This is a genomic window from Spirosoma pulveris (genome assembly GCF_054781875.1).
The window spans coordinates 195,124-210,993 of record NZ_BAAGTO010000007.1 but is presented as its reverse complement, the minus strand read 5'-3'; the positions used below and the strand labels follow the sequence as shown (position 1 = coordinate 210,993).

The 15,870-nt window shown below is 50.7% G+C and carries 15 protein-coding genes; 4 read left to right on the top strand and 11 right to left on the bottom strand.

Annotated elements, in window-relative coordinates:
- Nucleotides 1-56: 56 nt before the first annotated feature.
- The 3 genes from ACYVJM_RS22200 to ACYVJM_RS22190 form a co-directional block, all read right to left on the bottom strand.
- Nucleotides 57-698, bottom strand: a complete 642-nt coding sequence (locus tag ACYVJM_RS22200; protein WP_461150422.1) for a glycoside hydrolase family 19 protein — start codon at nucleotides 696-698, stop codon at nucleotides 57-59.
- Between the two features lie 303 nt (nucleotides 699-1,001).
- On the bottom strand, nucleotides 1,002-3,038 hold the full coding sequence (locus ACYVJM_RS22195; RefSeq protein ID WP_461150421.1) for an ATP-binding protein: 2,037 nt from the start codon (nucleotides 3,036-3,038) through the stop codon (nucleotides 1,002-1,004).
- A gap of 14 nt (nucleotides 3,039-3,052) precedes the next feature.
- The gene (locus tag ACYVJM_RS22190) at nucleotides 3,053-3,388 is read right to left on the bottom strand and encodes a hypothetical protein (RefSeq protein WP_461150420.1); all 336 of its coding nucleotides are present in this window, start codon (nucleotides 3,386-3,388) and stop codon (nucleotides 3,053-3,055) included.
- Nucleotides 3,389-3,798: 410 nt separating this feature from the next.
- On the opposite strand from ACYVJM_RS22190, the gene ACYVJM_RS22185 reads away from it, so the two are divergent.
- Complete coding sequence (locus ACYVJM_RS22185) at nucleotides 3,799-5,127, top strand: rhamnogalacturonidase (RefSeq protein ID WP_461150419.1); 1,329 nt, start codon at nucleotides 3,799-3,801, stop codon at nucleotides 5,125-5,127.
- A gap of 70 nt (nucleotides 5,128-5,197) precedes the next feature.
- Here the strand turns inward: ACYVJM_RS22185 and ACYVJM_RS22180 are convergent, their stop codons facing one another.
- A complete protein-coding gene (locus ACYVJM_RS22180; RefSeq protein ID WP_461150418.1) occupies nucleotides 5,198-6,109 on the bottom strand; it encodes an NmrA family NAD(P)-binding protein in 912 nt (303 codons plus the stop codon).
- An 85-nt stretch (nucleotides 6,110-6,194) separates the two neighbouring features.
- Nucleotides 6,195-6,365 (bottom strand): antibiotic biosynthesis monooxygenase family protein, encoded by a 171-nt coding sequence (locus ACYVJM_RS22175; RefSeq protein WP_461150417.1) that lies wholly within the window; start codon nucleotides 6,363-6,365, stop codon nucleotides 6,195-6,197.
- A 183-nt stretch (nucleotides 6,366-6,548) separates the two neighbouring features.
- Between ACYVJM_RS22175 and ACYVJM_RS22170 the strand changes: the two genes are divergently transcribed.
- From ACYVJM_RS22170 to ACYVJM_RS22160, 3 genes are all read left to right on the top strand, one after another.
- Nucleotides 6,549-7,973, top strand: a complete 1,425-nt coding sequence (locus tag ACYVJM_RS22170) for an SDR family oxidoreductase (RefSeq protein ID WP_461150559.1) — start codon at nucleotides 6,549-6,551, stop codon at nucleotides 7,971-7,973.
- Between the two features lie 179 nt (nucleotides 7,974-8,152).
- The gene (locus tag ACYVJM_RS22165) at nucleotides 8,153-9,490 is read left to right on the top strand and encodes an enolase C-terminal domain-like protein (RefSeq protein WP_461150558.1); all 1,338 of its coding nucleotides are present in this window, start codon (nucleotides 8,153-8,155) and stop codon (nucleotides 9,488-9,490) included.
- A gap of 195 nt (nucleotides 9,491-9,685) precedes the next feature.
- Nucleotides 9,686-10,075 (top strand): DoxX family protein, encoded by a 390-nt coding sequence (locus ACYVJM_RS22160; RefSeq protein ID WP_461150416.1) that lies wholly within the window; start codon nucleotides 9,686-9,688, stop codon nucleotides 10,073-10,075.
- A 47-nt stretch (nucleotides 10,076-10,122) separates the two neighbouring features.
- On the opposite strand, the gene ACYVJM_RS22155 is transcribed toward ACYVJM_RS22160, so the two are convergent.
- The 6 genes from ACYVJM_RS22155 to ACYVJM_RS22130 all read right to left on the bottom strand — a co-directional run bounded on the left by ACYVJM_RS22155 (nucleotide 10,123) and on the right by ACYVJM_RS22130 (nucleotide 15,764).
- On the bottom strand, nucleotides 10,123-10,353 hold the full coding sequence (locus ACYVJM_RS22155; RefSeq protein WP_461150415.1) for a hypothetical protein: 231 nt from the start codon (nucleotides 10,351-10,353) through the stop codon (nucleotides 10,123-10,125).
- 235 nt (nucleotides 10,354-10,588) lie between these two features.
- On the bottom strand, nucleotides 10,589-12,259 hold the full coding sequence (locus tag ACYVJM_RS22150) for a hypothetical protein (RefSeq protein ID WP_461150414.1): 1,671 nt from the start codon (nucleotides 12,257-12,259) through the stop codon (nucleotides 10,589-10,591).
- A gap of 25 nt (nucleotides 12,260-12,284) precedes the next feature.
- Nucleotides 12,285-13,055 carry an ABC transporter ATP-binding protein gene (locus ACYVJM_RS22145; protein WP_461150413.1) on the bottom strand — a complete coding sequence of 257 codons (771 nt, stop codon included), beginning with the start codon at nucleotides 13,053-13,055 and terminating at the stop codon, nucleotides 12,285-12,287.
- A 128-nt stretch (nucleotides 13,056-13,183) separates the two neighbouring features.
- Nucleotides 13,184-14,197: an aspartate-semialdehyde dehydrogenase gene (locus tag ACYVJM_RS22140; RefSeq protein ID WP_461150412.1), complete on the bottom strand. Its 1,014-nt coding sequence runs from the start codon at nucleotides 14,195-14,197 to the stop codon at nucleotides 13,184-13,186.
- Between the two features lie 168 nt (nucleotides 14,198-14,365).
- Nucleotides 14,366-15,049, bottom strand: coding sequence for a hypothetical protein (locus tag ACYVJM_RS22135; RefSeq protein WP_461150411.1), 684 nt, complete (start codon nucleotides 15,047-15,049; stop codon nucleotides 14,366-14,368).
- Nucleotides 15,050-15,173: 124 nt separating this feature from the next.
- Nucleotides 15,174-15,764 carry a 5-formyltetrahydrofolate cyclo-ligase gene (locus ACYVJM_RS22130; RefSeq protein ID WP_461150410.1) on the bottom strand — a complete coding sequence of 197 codons (591 nt, stop codon included), beginning with the start codon at nucleotides 15,762-15,764 and terminating at the stop codon, nucleotides 15,174-15,176.
- Nucleotides 15,765-15,870: the final 106 nt, after the last annotated feature.

Below are 15,870 nucleotides of genomic sequence, written 5' to 3'. Positions count from 1 at the left end.
CAAAAGCTGTCCCAGCCCGGCTGTTCCCGGGCCGAAGATTCTCCAAACGTTCTTGATCAGCCCCATATAGCCCTGGTTTTTTCGAGCCATTGTCTTCGCTTTTCAATACCAATTTGTCCGCCGTTGATAGCCTGTGTCACCTGTGTGATCGAGTCCTTATCGGCGAGTTCGTTACAACCCAGGCTGGACCACTTGGCAGCCGCTATTTTCAGGCACCAGTCTGTGCTGATGACGCCGTCCGGGTTAATAACAAAGTCGGGTGCATCGGGGAATGTTTTCCTGAGCAGGGTGGTCGTCGCCTTATAGTTGCCCTTTCCCGTTAGTTGGATTAGGCCCCGTCCGCGATACGTGAAGCCATCCGTGGGTGCTGTATTGCCATTACGCCCGGCATAGACTTCATTGGCTAATTTCTGGGGGTTAAAGGCAAACAGAGTAGGCTCTAAAGGCCCTTTTGGCTTAAAACGCTTAGGCCAGACAACAGGCAGACGCTTCGGGCTGTAATTTAGGTTCTCGACCTGAACGGTAAGCTCATCTGACTCATGCATGATCTGAGCCCAAAAATGCGCTACGCGCAAATTGGATTGGCTGATCTTAAATTCGTCCAGAACGGCTTGTCCATTGGCAATTGCGTTCCGGTAGCTCGACCGGGCATTGGGAGCAAGCTGTAGTATCTGGTTAAGGGTTACTTGTGTAGGCATATGTTTCGGGTGGTTAGCTGACCTAAATATGACTACGTAACTCGCTAAAAACTAGCGCTTAAGCTCCCATTTAGTTATCTGTATGCCGGATTGTTACCGCGCAGTTTCTAACCACCAAACATATGCCGGTGGGGGTGTCCGCTTCCCGGTAAACGTAGCCATTGAGTAAGGGAAATCAATGACCGCCCGATTTTAAATCTCTGACCAATCCGGAAAAGGCGAGGACTCCGTCGAAATTCAGCTCGGAATAGCCACCGGTACGGGAGGAGTCGTTGTGCAGCCGGTTTTAGTTAACTTATGCGTCTAAGCAGGTTGACTTTCCATGGGAAATTGAAGGGTAATAGTTGTTCCTTCCCCTTCCTCGCTCGTTACCGATAAGGTGCCCATATGGGTCTTGGTAACTATATCGTACGAAAGCGACAAGCCTAAACCAGTTCCTTCGCCGGTGGGTTTGGTTGTGAAAAAAGGCTGAAAAATCTTGTCCTGTACGAGGGCGGGGATACCTGTTCCGTTGTCGCTTACCTGAATCTGGACATAGCCACTGATAAGGGCAGTGGTAACGGTTACGGTTGGCTGATAGGTATCGGGCGTAGTTTTCCGTTTCTCTTTAACTGCATAAAAGGCATTGTTGTACAGATTCAGTAAAACTCGCCCAATCTCCTGAGGGATCATGTCGACCTTCCCTAACCGGGGCCAGAAATCCGTTTTCAGTTCAGCGGTAAAATGGACGTCTTTGGCACGCATGCCCTGGTAAGCAATCTTGAGGTATTCATTGGCTAACGCATTGAGATCGGTGGGGCGTTTCTCTCCTGTACCGCTGCGCGAGTGCTCTACCATGCCATTGACAATAGCCGAAGCCCGCCCGCCATGATGACTGATTTTCTGGAGACTTTGTGTCAGGGTCGCTAAAATATCGTCAGTATAGGCTTTTTCGGCTGGGGGAAGTAATTGAAAGGGGCCATCCTTAAGTTCGCCAATGAGGTCGATACTGACTTCGGAGAAGTTATTGACAAAATTGAGCGGATTCCGGATTTCGTGGGCGATACCGGCGGTTAGCTCACCCAGACTCGCCATCTTTTCCTTCTGGATCAGCTGCGTTTGAGTAGACCGGAGTTCGGCCAGCGACCCTTCGAGAAGAAGACTTTTTTGATTGATCTCTTCTTTCTGGCGTTGCAGAACGGTATTTGCTTTTTGCTTTTGGGCATAGCCATAAATGATAAAGCTCAGCAGGGCCGCCAGCAAACCAAGGATGATGAAGAGTGAAATAAGGACAATGCGCTGGTTCTTTTTTTCCTGATTGAGTAAATCCACTTCGGTCTGCTTCTGCGCAATTTCATAATCAGTGCGAAGGTCAGCCATTTTCTGGACGGCCTTGACGTTGTTGACACTGTCTCTGTACACAATGTAATCCTTGTAATAAGCCAGAGATTTACCCAAATCGCCCGCCTTTTCATGAATCTCCGAGAGCTTCAAATCGGCATTACTGATTTGTTGTTTAAGGCCATACTGTTGAGCCAGCGTTAGGCTTCTCATGGCGTAATTCAGGGCAATGCGCTTATCTCCTTTCTCAAGGTAGATATCCGACATAGAAAGGAGATAGACAGAGATGGGGTAAAAGTCCTCTAATTCGTCGAGCAGTTGAATGGCTTTATTGATGTATTGCTCGGCGAGGGCATTTTTTCCCGTGTTGGCGTATACCATGCCTATGTTGCCCAGATTGTAAGCTTTCCCGATTTTGTAGTTGGCCTCATCAAAAATCTTACCCGATTCCCGAAAGTACAGCAGAGCCGATTTGTAGTTTTTATGATTGAGAAATTCGTCTCCCGCATTTAAAATGGCAGAACCCAGAAGGACTTTGTTGTCGGATTTCCGAAGGATTGCGATGGCTTTATCGTAATAATTCATCGCATTCGTGTGATTATCCGAAATGGAATACAGATCAGCAATGGACATATAGGCCGTTCCTTCACCTGAAAGATAGCCTATTTTGCCGGCTGCTTCTGCGCTTTTTATGTAGGCCTCCAGGGCTTCATCTAAATTGCCAAGCAACCTTTTTTTATTGCCCTTTTGAAGGTAACCGCTGTGCAGAAACGTGTAGTTGCCCGCCTGCGAGGATAGACGAATTAGTTCTTCGGCATATTTCAGGGCTAATTTTAGATCGGTTACTTCATTAAAGGCCAGTTTCCGGAGCAGATCCAGCCTGGCGTCACCTGTCAGCGTATCTTTTTGATAGACAGTAGCAAGGCTATCCGCCAGCTTCTGATTCTGGCCGGCAGCATAAAAAACAGTGAAGAAAAAAAAGCCTATTACTAAATAACAGGCTTTACCATTAGCATGCATAGTGTGTGTAGACGCTAGGAGTCAACCTGAATTTTTGGGTCGGACTTATGCTCTATGTTGTCAATTGCCGATATGTAATGTATGCAATACTCTTCTTCGGAAGGAATAGGAAGCCCTGAATCAATTTGACCCCGCCACATTGAAGAACCGCCTATCGGAGCTGGATCGGGGCTGAATACATTGGTTGTGGAAGTACGCTGAATGCCTGTAATTGCCGAAACGCCGGAGCCGGGACCTATAATCCATTGTACCGTATCGCCACGAGATACACGGGTGATGCCATTATCGGACAATATAAGTGACTTGTCCGGGTTTATTCCCAGAATTCGAATCGTTTGTGTTTTTGGCATTTTTCTATTGGTAGAGTGAATGAATGCTTTTTGCAAATGCAGCGATCTGCTACTTGTATTGAAACTGTTAATTAAGCAAGTCTCCTTTTCAGACTGCGTAATCGGTTCGGTTCAAAACCAACGTGCCAGGGCTTGTGTATCAACAAACGACGTAATTACCTAATCGCAGGTATTCGTGGCTCGTAAGTAAAGGGCAATCAAGCTCTTAAAAAACGGGAAATTTCCCGTTTTTTAAGAGCTTGAACGGTATATATGAACGGCTATCGTTCAGATGGACAGACTTACTGATCCGGCTCCCTTGTGAGTCTGCCGGTTAACCCTAATTACAGGAAAGGGCAGGAAAGACGAACAGATAGAAGTGGGTATATTGCCCGTTAAACGGCAACTTGGGCCGGTAGTCCCTAAGGAGTATGAAAACAAAAGTAATTGCCCTGCTATGTGCGGTGTTGATGGGTGGACCGCTTCGTGCGCAAAAGGCGGAGAAAGCTTCGTTCCCGGACGGAAGCCCAATCGGCAGCTGGTTTACGACAGTCCGGAAAGTTAATCCTGATCAACTCGGCAAGCGCTACGTGGTTACAAGCTATGGGGTAAAATCGGACAGTATTCTTGTACAAACAAAAGCCATTCAGAAGGTGATTGACGCGGCTGCCCGCCAGGGTGGGGGCGTGGTCGTAATCCCCAAGGGTACGTTTATGAGCGGGGCCTTATTTTTCAGGCCCAAAACCCATTTACACGTAGTGGGGGGGGCCGTTCTCAAAGGCTCGAACAACATTGCCGACTACCCCAAACTGCCGTCGCGGATGGAAGGACAGAATCTGGATTATTTTGCCGCACTGGTTAATGCCTACGAGGTCGATGGTTTTACCATTTCGGGAAAAGGCACGATTGATGGCAATGGCTTACGTTTCTGGGAAGCATTCTGGGCCAGACGAAAAGAAAATCCGAACTGCACAAACCTGGAGGTTTCCCGTCCCCGACTGGTTTTTGTCTGGAAATGCAACAACGTGCAGGTTCAGGACGTAAAACTGCATAATTCAGGTTTCTGGACGAGCCATTACTATCAGTGCCGAAACATAAAAGTGATCGATGCACACATCTATTCGCCCTACCAGCCGGTGAAAGCACCCAGTACGGATGCCATTGACATTGACGCCTGTACAAACGTGCTTATCAAAGGGTGCTACATGTCGGTCAATGATGATGCCATTGCCCTCAAGGGAGGCAAAGGCCCCTGGGCCGACCGGCAGCCCGGCAACGGAGCCAATACTAATATCATCATTGAGGATTGTGAATTTGGCTTCTGCCATTCGGCACTTACCTGCGGCAGTGAAGCGATTCATAATCGAAACGTTATTATGCGAAACTGTCACGTAAGTGAGGCCAGCCGGGTATTGTGGCTCAAGATGCGGCCCGATACACCCCAACTGTATGAATACATCAGGGTCGAAAACATAAAAGGTCAGGCCCATAGCCTGCTGTATGTGAAGCCCTGGACACAATTTTTTGATTTACAGGGGCGTCCGGACGTGCCGTTATCCTACTCCGACCATATAAGCCTTAAAAATATTGAGCTTACCTGCGATACCTTCTTCGACGTTGCGCCTTCGGAGCACAACAAGCTCTCTAATTTTACCTTCGAGAACCTGGTAATCGACAGTAAAAATGCGGCTATTGACAAAACGGTCGTCAAGGGGTTTACGCTCAAAAATGTGAACATCAACCAAAAACTTGTCGAGTAACTAACCGCATCACCGACACACAGGCCTTTCTGTTGATACCTAGTCTCTCCTTTTCTGGTACTGGGTAACGTCAGGCTGGCTTCCCGCTCGCTACGAACCCGGTCAGCACGTCTTTGATGGTATGCCAGCGCATGTCCGGATAGCGATCATTATCGATGGCAGTAGCCTTACCCCGTCCGTCCAGCATATCCCGCATGTACTGCATGCCTTGCCAGGCCGGGTAGAGGTCGTCTCCACCGGGGGCTACGAAACGGGCAATGGAAATAACAGTGCTGAGCGCCCCCAGCCCACCCGGCCGTAATACGCTGTAGGTCTCCCCGGTCACCTCACTCACCACCGCTGTCAACTCCCGAAGGCTCAGTTGATCACCGGCAATGCGCAGAAAGCGGGGCGTCGAGTCATCCAGAGCCGCACTCGCGGTGAAGGCTGCTGTATCATCCTTGGTGGTGAAATCAATGCGCTGGTCGGGGTTGCCCCAAACCATCACCCGGTGCAGCTTGAAGAGAATAATGGGCATCTGCCCCGTGATCATATCGGCAAAGGGGCCGTTGAAGATCGTGGTGGCGGCAATGGGCGCCTTGTCGAGATAGGCATGAAATTCCCGCCTTAAATCCAGGTTGCGGTTCCGGCCGGCCGGTAGTCTGGTGAAATCAATTGAGTAGTCGGACGGGATGAAGCGGGGGACGCCAGCCGCCACAGCTGCATCGAGCAGTACTTTCTGGGCATCAATGACCGTTTCCCGCAGGCCCGACAACGCCGACACGACGCAGGAAGCGCCCCGGCAGGCGTCCGTTAGTTCGTGGATGGTCCAGGTACTGAGCCTGACGACCTGAACGCCCATTTTTTCAAGTCCGGCAATTTTGGTGTTGCTGCTGCTGGCACGAACCAGAGCACGAACGTCGGCACCCCGATTTACTAAAGCCCTGACAATTCGTTCGCCCATATCGCCCGTTGCACCAGCTACTGCTATTGTGTTTTTCATGTTTGCTTTTTTATGTTGACGTGCCGCAGCCGCTAAGCGACGCACACAGTTTGGATGACCACTTGATGAAACAGATGCGGACTGGTTACCGTACCGTCCCATCCGGATAAGCCGGTAGCTTTTTGTGAAGTTCCGGCTTGGCGAAGGCCGTCTGATAATGAGCTATGCTCTCCCAAACGGAATAGTTTAGAAAGGTACCACTTCCGGCGCTGCCCCGATAAAACTGCGCTGAAATAAAGCCCAAACGGTTCGCCACAGACGAGTAAGACCGGTTGAGCAAACGAAACGGTGAATACACCCTTCAGTTGAAATGAGTAGAAACGTACTCCCGGCATAGTCTTTACAAAACAAATCACTGTGGCATAAACTTTTGCGTTTCACAGCCGGTTCGTCAGCCTTACAAAGGGGCATGAACAGTCTTGTCCACAATTCGGGGAAAATGAAGATTCTGCTGACGGGTGCCACCGGCTACATTGCCCAGCGATTACTGCCTGTTTTGCTACAGGACGGCCATGATGTGATCTGTTGCGTTCGGGACAAGCTTCGATTTCAGGCCCCGGAACTCGCTTCGCCCAACGTTCAGCTCGTTGAAGTGGACTTTCTCCGGCAGGAGACGCTTCGGAACATTCCCCCGGACATTGACGCGGCCTACTACCTGATCCACTCGATGGCCTCGCCAACCGGCGATTTCGCCCAACTGGAAGCCATTGCCGCCCAGAATTTTGTGGAAGCCCTGCGGCCAACCGGTGCTCGCCAGATCATCTACTTAAGCGGCATTGTTAATCAGCCTCAGTTGTCGAAACACTTACAATCCCGCCAGCAGGTAGAGCACATTCTGGCTACGGCGGGCATACCCCTAACCACCCTGCGGGCAGGAATCATTGTGGGATCGGGCAGTGCTTCCTTTGAGATTATTCGCGATCTGGTCGAGAAATTACCCGTCATGGTTGCTCCCCGCTGGCTGCATACCCGCTGCCAGCCCATTGCCATCCGCAATGTGGTTTCTTTTCTGGCCGGTGTACTGCTTCGCCCCGAAACCTACCGGGCCAGTTATGATATTGGCGGACCCGATGTGCTTTCGTATAAGGAAATGCTCCTCCAGTTTGCGCAGGTAAGAGGACTCAAACGCACCATTGTGGTGGTACCGGTCATGACGCCCAAACTGTCGTCGTACTGGCTTTATTTTGTGACGGCTACGTCGTATCCACTCGCCTGCCATCTGGTAGACAGCATGAAGGTAGAAGTGGTAGGTTCGGCCAATAAGCTGCACACCCTGCTCGGCATCGAACTGATTTCCTACAAAGAAGCCATATCCATGGCCTTTGATAAGATTGAACAGAATGAAGTGATCTCCAGCTGGAAAGATGCCCTGGCTACCCCGGTTCTCCACAAAGGTCTGGCTCAGTATATTGAAGTGCCGGTGAAAGGCTGTTTTAAAGACCACCGCCGGATCAGGGTTGCCAACGGCGAGCGGACACTGGATAAGATCTGGTCCATTGGCGGACAAACGGGCTGGTATTACGGCAACTGGCTTTGGGCACTGCGGGGGCTGATGGACCAGGTCGTGGGTGGGGTAGGCCTGCGCCGGGGGCGCCGGAGTCCGAGCCGCATCAAGGCGGGCGATGCCCTGGATTTCTGGCGGGTACTGTTAGCCAGCCGATCGCAAAAACGATTGTTGTTATACGCCGAAATGAAACTACCGGGCGAGGCCTGGCTGGAGTTCCGGCTTCATGCCGATAATACCCTGGAGCAAACGGCCACGTTTCGGCCTTTGGGCATCTGGGGCCGGTTGTACTGGTACGCCGTACTGCCTTTTCACGGGTATATTTTTGAGGGAATGATTCGGCAGCTGGCCCGGCCTTAAAGGGCCGAAACGCCACGCGTTGGTTTAAGATTGGGTAGTTTAAGCGACCTGATCGGTTTGTTGATGCAGCGGGTTAGTTAATGGCCGCCACGTTTCTCATGACGACGCAATCAGGTGACAACGACTTGCTTAACCGCCGGGAATTTATTCAGTCGGCAAGTTCATTGGTAGCGGCTGGCATGACTGGTTTTACAGCCGATTTGAGTAAGAACCCATCGGTCGGGCAGTCTCCGGTCTCTATCCGAATCAAGCGGGTCGATTCCAATTTTGAGCGCGAGCCGCTCAATCCATACCGCTTTAAAGGCAGTGCCATCACAGAAAGCTGGCAAACGGCTTCCCTGCTCGAAAGCGAATCGGGGATTCGTAAAGTCGGCTTGTGTACGCAGGGGGTGTTGTGGTCGGATGCGAAAGTGTTTGCGACTCACTCGGAGCGGGTTGGCAATGCGCTCATGTATGCCATAACGGATCGGGCGTTGCAACTCATGAAAGGAAATTCATTCACCACCCCGGTTGATCTGCTGGATGAGCTGCTCCCCGAAGTCTACGCCTACGCCAAAAAAATTACCGGTAATCCGGACTTGCGAAAGACGTTTGCCCTCAACGCACTGGTCAGCGTCGACAATGCCGCCTGGCTGTTGTACGCTCAGGAAAACAAACTGATGCGTTTCGACGACATGATTCCGGAAAAATACCGACCGGGCCTGTCCTACAAACATACCAAAGTGGCCAGTATTCCGTCGTTCAGCGTAGGAACAACGGCCGATACGATCAAGGCGGCAGCCGACAAAGGCTATTTTATCCTGAAGCTAAAAACCGGCTCGGCGGGAACGCAGGCCGAAATGCTGGAGAAAGACATCGCGTTTTTGACGGCGGTGCATAAAGCTATCGGGCAGTATGAAACGCCTTATACCAAAAGCGGCAAAATCCCGTATTACTTCGATGCCAACGGGCGCTACGAGAAGAAGGAAACGCTGCTTCGTTTTCTGGATCATGCCAAAAAGATTGGGGCCTTCGATCAGATCGCGGTTATCGAAGAGCCTTTCGAAGAACGAAATGAGGAATTTGTCGGGCAACTGGGTGTTCGGATTGCCGCCGACGAAAGTGCGCATACCGTAGAAGATGCAGCCATCCGAATTCAGCAGGGGTATTCGGCCATTGCGGTCAAAGCTATTGCCAAGACCCTCAGCATGACCATGAAAATTACGCAGTTGGCTTACGAAAAAGGGGTACCCTGCTTTTGCGCCGATCTGACCGTCAATCCTATCCTGGTGGACTGGAATAAGAACGTGGCGGCTCGTCTGCCCCCCTTTCCGGGCGTAACGATTGGCTTGCAGGAAACGAACGGGCATCAGTACTTTAAAAACTGGGATAAGCTCATGAGCTATCATCCCAAAGCGGGTGCCAGCTGGACCAAAACTCAACAGGGCGTGTACCCCACCGATCAATCGTTTTATACCGAAAGTGGCGGCATTCTTCTGCCATCGGCGCATTATGAACAACTGTTCGAACAGGTGTAAGCAGGTTTTATCCCGTTCTGTCAGGACAAAACCGGTGGTCTAGCTTACGAACTGACCAACCCCACGGCGACGGCTTCGGCAAACCTTCTTGGTAGAACGCAGTTGATGTATTAGCGGATTATTACGGGCCAACGTGCTCCCGTCAAAACGGGCCGGTCTGATAATCAATCGACTAACAGCTTAACATACGACATCATGACTGATAAAACTGCCAAAAAATTAGCGAGGATTGTTTTAGGAGGTGCCTTGGTCTACGCGGGTATCAGCCACTTAACCTTTGCTCGGAAAGCCTTCAGGGCGCAGGTCCCGGACTGGGTACCCCTGCCGAAGGATGATACGGTGCTGTACTCCGGTTTCGCCGAAATTGCACTGGGTAGTAGCCTGGTGCTGACGGACGAAAAACACCAGCAGGTAGTAGGAAAGGCAGCCGCTGCTTTTTTTACGGCAGTTTTCCCCGGTAATATTTCGCAGTACCTAAACGGGCGTAGCGCCTTCGGGCTGGATACGGACCGCAAACGATTTGGCCGCCTGTTTTTTCAGCCAGTCCTTATCTACTGGGCGCTGGCGAGTACCGATAATACGTAACCATGAATGATCAGGTGCCGTAACGCGGGTAGTTGCCGGTCTTTTTGTTACTTCATCGCAACGATGTCGTTAAAAATCGTCGTTTCGTCGGCAAGGGTGGGTATGCCGTTGCGGAGATAGCTGTAATAAGCCCGGCCCGCCAGCGATGCATGACCTCTATTGCCGCTGGCCAGCGCCCGCTGATACGCTTCCAGCAACTGCTTCTTTCTAAACGCCCTTTTGTTTGTCGTGTCGACGACCAGGTAGATGATACCGCTTGCAACCAATATGAATACCATGAGTGCCATTGATTAGCGTGGAGAGATAGGGGGCTTTGTCCGGCCGAAACGTAGCTGCCAATTTTTACATCAGGATCGCAACTAACTCGTTCACCCTTAGCAATCTACGAAAATCCGTCAAATCAGGATTTATCAATTGATTAAGCGTAGCAAAACCCTCTTCCGCTATGATGAAGAGGGTTTTTGTGTAAATAATAGTTGATTAGTACTTACCTGGCTGGTAGCGTTGTTTCGGTTAGCCCATTTCAATGGCACTCCAGGGGGTCTTTTTATAACGTTGAAGCAACAGGAAGAATACACCCATCGAGAGTGGAGTTGCTATCCAGACGCCATAGGGTATAAGCGTCAGGCCGTAATGTGAAAAGCCGATCACTGCCAGAATAAGGCTGGTCAACAGGCCACGGGCGGTGTTGTTCTGCTTAAGGGCGTCGGGAACTACTGAAAACGGCATGTACCGGGTCGAAAGAAGGGCCGAGCTAACGAGCATGACCAGCGAATTACTAAAAGCCAGCAACACATCGCTGATTTTGTCGAGACCATAGCGGTACAGGATGTAGCTCGCCAGAATGACGTAAAAAGGTATTAGCAGCTTTATAATAAGGGCTTTCAGTGATCCCGCCAGTACATCGCCCGGTGCTTCTACGGGAGCACTGCCGTATATCCAGGAAGCCCTGTAGTTGTCGGAAATGCCCAGCTGGTACTGTGCCACCATGACGTACAGACCGGCAAAATACAGCGCGAAGAGATAAAAAAAGCCCGCTGAGCCGAGGCTTCCCCCCTGGAAAGACATGGCGACCACGTAAGCCAGTCCAAACCCCAACTGTGGATACGTTTTCAGTTTGAACTTACGGTCCCGGCCGGTTATGCGCCACGTAAACGCAAAGGCTGCCCGCTCCAGTGAGTTTGTCGTTACCCAAGTCGACAGTTGCTCCAGCCAGCCAGTCTGGCTCGACTTCGACTGTTGCGCGGAAGAAGCCGTAGCTTCGGGTCGGCTTTCGGCATCGATGCCGCTTAATCGTTGGGTGAAATCGGTGGTCAGGAACCGGTTCATGAACCACAGACCCGCAATGGGCATCAGCAGGGCCAGCGCGGCAAAGATCAGGTGATTAGTATCCAATACCGGTTTGACGAACATATCGACAGTAGCTGCCATCCACATCGGGGGAACCAGGTAATGCCATCCCTGGTGTTCAACAACCCGCAACAGGGTGTCCTGCGAGCCGATCAGACGAGGAAGAATCTGGTAACCGCCGTAAAAAAGTACCGCCATCAGGATCTGGAAATAGTTGATGACCTCGCGCAGCTTTTCCTCGCTGATAAACCGCATCAGTACCAGATAAAAGACATTGGTTAGAAAGACCATCAGCACCGCCGACAGTAAACTCAATGTCAGAAACATCAGCCCCGCCAGCGGACCAAATCGATACCCGACAATCAGAATACCGCCAATCGACAACGACAGGGCAATTCCAAACAAATAACTGGTAATGTGTACGACGCGGGCCAGCCAGAGTGTCCGGCTACCGACAGGTCGGGGGAGTATGATCTGGTTATCGGACGAATCCAGAATGACCGCCGAAAAATCTGAGATAAGCGTCATGGCGCAGAGGGCCATGATGTACGAAAACTGAAGGGTAAGCGGAAAGAACAGGCTCTCCTGCGGAGGAATGACCAGCATTCCCAAACTGATTATTCCACCAACAAAGGTGTAGATAAGCAGGATGCGCCCAAAATTATTGTTGTTTTCTGCCGATGGTTTGCCGTAGCGGCCCAGGCTAGCGATGTTCCGCCGGTTGTCCATCGTCAGTTTCACCTGTACGATAGCCCGCAGTTGGCCATAATCGGCACCCAGCGCCCGGAATAACGGTTGGATGTGGTCGAGAAGCCAAAGAATAAGTGTCGTCATAAAGTCGTCACGCCAATGAGTTCATCTAGTTACTGAGCGTATGAATGAACTCTTCGGCAATACCCGTTTGTCCATCGCTGCCGGTGAGTTGGGCGAATAACTGTTCGAGGGATTCGGGGCGCTGGTGCTGTAGCTCGGCAAAGGTACCGTCGGCAACGATTTGCCCCTGGTTGATGATAATGATTCGGTCAGAGATCTTCTCCACCACCTCCATAATGTGCGAGCTGTAGAAGATGGTTTTGCCACTGCCCGCCAACTGCCGGATAATCTCCTTGACCAGTACAACGGCGTTGGCATCCAGACCCGAAAGGGGTTCGTCCAGAAAAATGACGTCGGGGTTATGCAGCAACCCCGAAATAAGCAGCACTTTCTGGCGCATCCCTTTCGAAAAAGTCGTCATGCGGGCGCCGGCATAATCGCTGAGCTGAAACAGACGGAGCAGGTCGAGGGCTTTCCGGTCAATATCTGCCGGATGCAAAGCATACAACTGTCCAATAAACTGCAGGTACTCCATGGGCGTCAGCGTATCATAAAGGGCCGCATTTTCAGGAACATAGCCAATCCGGCGTTTGATGTCCAGCGACTGTGTCTTAACGTCCATGTCCAGAACCCTTGCCTCACCGGCAAAGTCGGCCAGCATCCCGATCAGGATTTTTATGGTTGTCGATTTACCTGCTCCATTGGGGCCGATGTAGCCCACAATCTGGCCGGACGAAACGCTCAGGTCAATGCCTTTCAGAACGAGGGTAGACCCGTAGGCTTTATGAATATTCTGGAGTTGAATAACTGGTGTCATCGGGAACGTGCGTTAACCGGGTTCAAATAGACAGAAGCTGTTTGAACTTTACTAACGTCAATCTACACAAAAAGTCCCGTTCGGCAGTAAGCCAAACGGGACTTTAGGCAAATAGTCGGGAAGAATGGTTACGCAGCCACTTCTTCGCTTTCGACCAGATTATGCTTCATCAAATATTCGGCGATCTGAACGGCGTTGGTAGCCGCTCCTTTGCGGAGGTTATCGGCCACAATCCACATGTTCAGCGTTTTAGGCTGGCTCTCGTCGCGACGGATTCGGCCAACAAACACTTCGTCTTTCCCGTGAGCCGTCAGCGGCATTGGGTACACTTTGTTTTTTGGGTCATCCTGTACAATAACGCCTTCGGCATTGGTCAGTAAATCAATGACTTCGCTCAGTTCAAATTCGTTTTCAAACTCAACGTTCACCGCTTCCGAGTGGCCGCCGATGGTTGGGATTCGAACCGTGGTGGCGGTCACCTGAATCGAATCGTCGCCCATAATTTTCTTCGTCTCATTCACCATCTTCATCTCTTCTTTGGTGTAGCCATTGTCGAGAAAGACGTCGATGTGGGGCAGTACGTTCAGGTCGATGGGATGCGGGTATACTTTCTCAACACCTTCCTGTCCGGTACGTTCGGCAAAAAGCTGATCGACGGCGGCTTTGCCCGTTCCCGTTACCGACTGATAGGTCGATACCACTACGCGTTTGATCTTGTACCGATCGTGAAGCGGCTTCAACGCCACCACCATCTGAATCGTCGAGCAGTTTGGGTTAGCAATGATTTTATCTTCGGGCGTCAGTGTAACGGCGTTGATTTCCGGAACGACCAGTTTTTTGGTCGGGTCCATGCGCCAGGCCGACGAGTTGTCGACAACGGTAATACCGGCTTCGGCAAACTGAGGGGCCAGCGAAAGCGATGTACCGCCACCGGCCGAAAAAATCGCAATGGCTGGTTTGGCTGCAATCGCGTCGGCAAAACTTACGACCGTGTACTGTTTACCCTTAAACTCGACCTGTTTACCAACCGACCGCTCGGAAGCGACAGGAATGAGTTCTGACACGGGGAAGTTGCGTTCTGCGAGCACCTTCAGGATTTCGCTACCGACCAAGCCAGTAGCCCCAACGACTGCGATTTTCATTTTGTGTGATGCGGAGGTCCAGGCTGCCCATTCGGGTTTGTGCCGTAAAGTCCGCTGTTAATTGGTTAATAAAACTGGGTATGTTGGCAATAACCAACCCCCATAGGTTAATTGGACTGCAAAAATAAGGTAAAACTTTGACGGTCAGGAATTATATTCTAAAAAAAATCAGAACCGCCCTACCAGGCCAATGCCCGAATTAGACAGCGACGAGTAAGGCGTTAGCCGCCAGGAGATACCCTGCTGTTTGAGGGCACGGTTATAATACTGAACCGAACGGCGTACATGCTGGCCGGGGATATTCATTCCCCAGCCAATACCTGCCAGAATAGCACCCCCCAAGAGAAAGACGCTACCCTTAGCATACATATTTTGTCGATGCGTATCGGTAACGGTTTGATAGCTAACAACCTGCCCCCCATACACCATACCGCCAGAGCCACCACAAACCGAGCCAGTTGGGCAGTAGAAAGGCTGTTGCGTGTTGAATTTTCCGTCGCTTCCCGGCCCGTTCGATCCCATGATGACCGCGCCAATGATAGCCCATGTAACCCCGCCCGCAATTAACCATCCACCCGTATGTCGACTACCGATATAGCGGTTGAATTCACGGATGGCATCCTGATCGCCAGAGGCTAATATGTACTGCCCAAGATCTTTAGCATGACGAACGTCAAGACCATCATACATGTACCGGGTTTTTACCTGCTGTCCGTAACGACCATTGTAAGATGGAATCAGTTCACTTTCAATGGGTTTGAGCTTTTCAGATGAAACCGGCGGAGGAAGTCGATCTTGTTGAGCCCATGTAGAAAGGGGGCTTAGAAGGAGCAGAAGGAATAGTGTTTTCATAGTCGTTGTCTCTTTTAAGAAAGTTAGCAACAACTACGATTAATTGTATTAAAGAATGAATAAAATTTGATTTAATAAGTATTCGTGCACGATTAGGTTGGATTTGTGTTCAAAAAGCTAAAAATTAAAACCGGTAGGTCTGCTCGGGAGTTATGCAGAAATCCAGCTTCACATCTGTTGGTTCAATATCCGTGATTTCATCAACTGCCTCAAATAGCGACAACCCTACTTTGAGGCAATCTGGGCGGCAGCCTGCCAGAAACCGGTCGTAGTACCCGCCACCGTACCCGACACGATGCCCTTGTTTGTCGAAAGCCAATAAAGGTACGAGCACGATGCTTATCTGTTCCAAAGCCGTCTCGTACCGGCTTCCAACGGCGGGCTCTGGAATGCCCAATCGGTTAGTAACCAGCGGTGTGCCGGGAAAAATGGTGTAATTCAGCAGTTGCTGGTTGTACTCATCCGTAACCGGTACGCTGATGTGTATGTGGGGAAACGACAGCCAGATTGGCTCAATAATGGCCCAGGTATTTACTTCATTATGCCGTTTAATGGGCAAAAAGGTGTGTATAATTATAGATGCATCGGTGAAGCCGTTTTCCTCCAGATAGGTAAAAAAGCGACCGGCAATAAGGTCGCTGCGATGAGCTACCTCATCGGCTGTCAGAGCTTTTCGTTGGGCAAGCAAGGCTTGGCGGAGCGCCGATTTAGTCATAATTGTTTACGTTGAACTAACCCGCAATCTGCCTGACGGATACGTATTTATAAAATTATTGCAAACAGAGACGCATAGGTTACCGAGAGTAGTGCGCTGTGTTCAA

Coding starts and splice junctions, on each gene's coding strand:
- ACYVJM_RS22200 (WP_461150422.1), bottom strand. CDS start 698: ATGCCTACACAAGTAACCCTTAACCAGATACTACAGCTTGCTCCCAAT.
- ACYVJM_RS22195 (WP_461150421.1), bottom strand. CDS start 3,038: ATGCATGCTAATGGTAAAGCCTGTTATTTAGTAATAGGCTTTTTTTTC.
- ACYVJM_RS22190 (WP_461150420.1), bottom strand. CDS start 3,388: ATGCCAAAAACACAAACGATTCGAATTCTGGGAATAAACCCGGACAAG.
- ACYVJM_RS22185 (WP_461150419.1), top strand. CDS start 3,799: ATGAAAACAAAAGTAATTGCCCTGCTATGTGCGGTGTTGATGGGTGGA.
- ACYVJM_RS22180 (WP_461150418.1), bottom strand. CDS start 6,109: ATGAAAAACACAATAGCAGTAGCTGGTGCAACGGGCGATATGGGCGAA.
- ACYVJM_RS22170 (WP_461150559.1), top strand. CDS start 6,549: ATGAAGATTCTGCTGACGGGTGCCACCGGCTACATTGCCCAGCGATTA.
- ACYVJM_RS22165 (WP_461150558.1), top strand. CDS start 8,153: ATGACTGGTTTTACAGCCGATTTGAGTAAGAACCCATCGGTCGGGCAG.
- ACYVJM_RS22160 (WP_461150416.1), top strand. CDS start 9,686: ATGACTGATAAAACTGCCAAAAAATTAGCGAGGATTGTTTTAGGAGGT.
- ACYVJM_RS22155 (WP_461150415.1), bottom strand. CDS start 10,353: ATGGTATTCATATTGGTTGCAAGCGGTATCATCTACCTGGTCGTCGAC.
- ACYVJM_RS22150 (WP_461150414.1), bottom strand. CDS start 12,259: ATGACGACACTTATTCTTTGGCTTCTCGACCACATCCAACCGTTATTC.
- ACYVJM_RS22145 (WP_461150413.1), bottom strand. CDS start 13,055: ATGACACCAGTTATTCAACTCCAGAATATTCATAAAGCCTACGGGTCT.
- ACYVJM_RS22140 (WP_461150412.1), bottom strand. CDS start 14,197: ATGAAAATCGCAGTCGTTGGGGCTACTGGCTTGGTCGGTAGCGAAATC.
- ACYVJM_RS22135 (WP_461150411.1), bottom strand. CDS start 15,049: ATGAAAACACTATTCCTTCTGCTCCTTCTAAGCCCCCTTTCTACATGG.
- ACYVJM_RS22130 (WP_461150410.1), bottom strand. CDS start 15,764: ATGACTAAATCGGCGCTCCGCCAAGCCTTGCTTGCCCAACGAAAAGCT.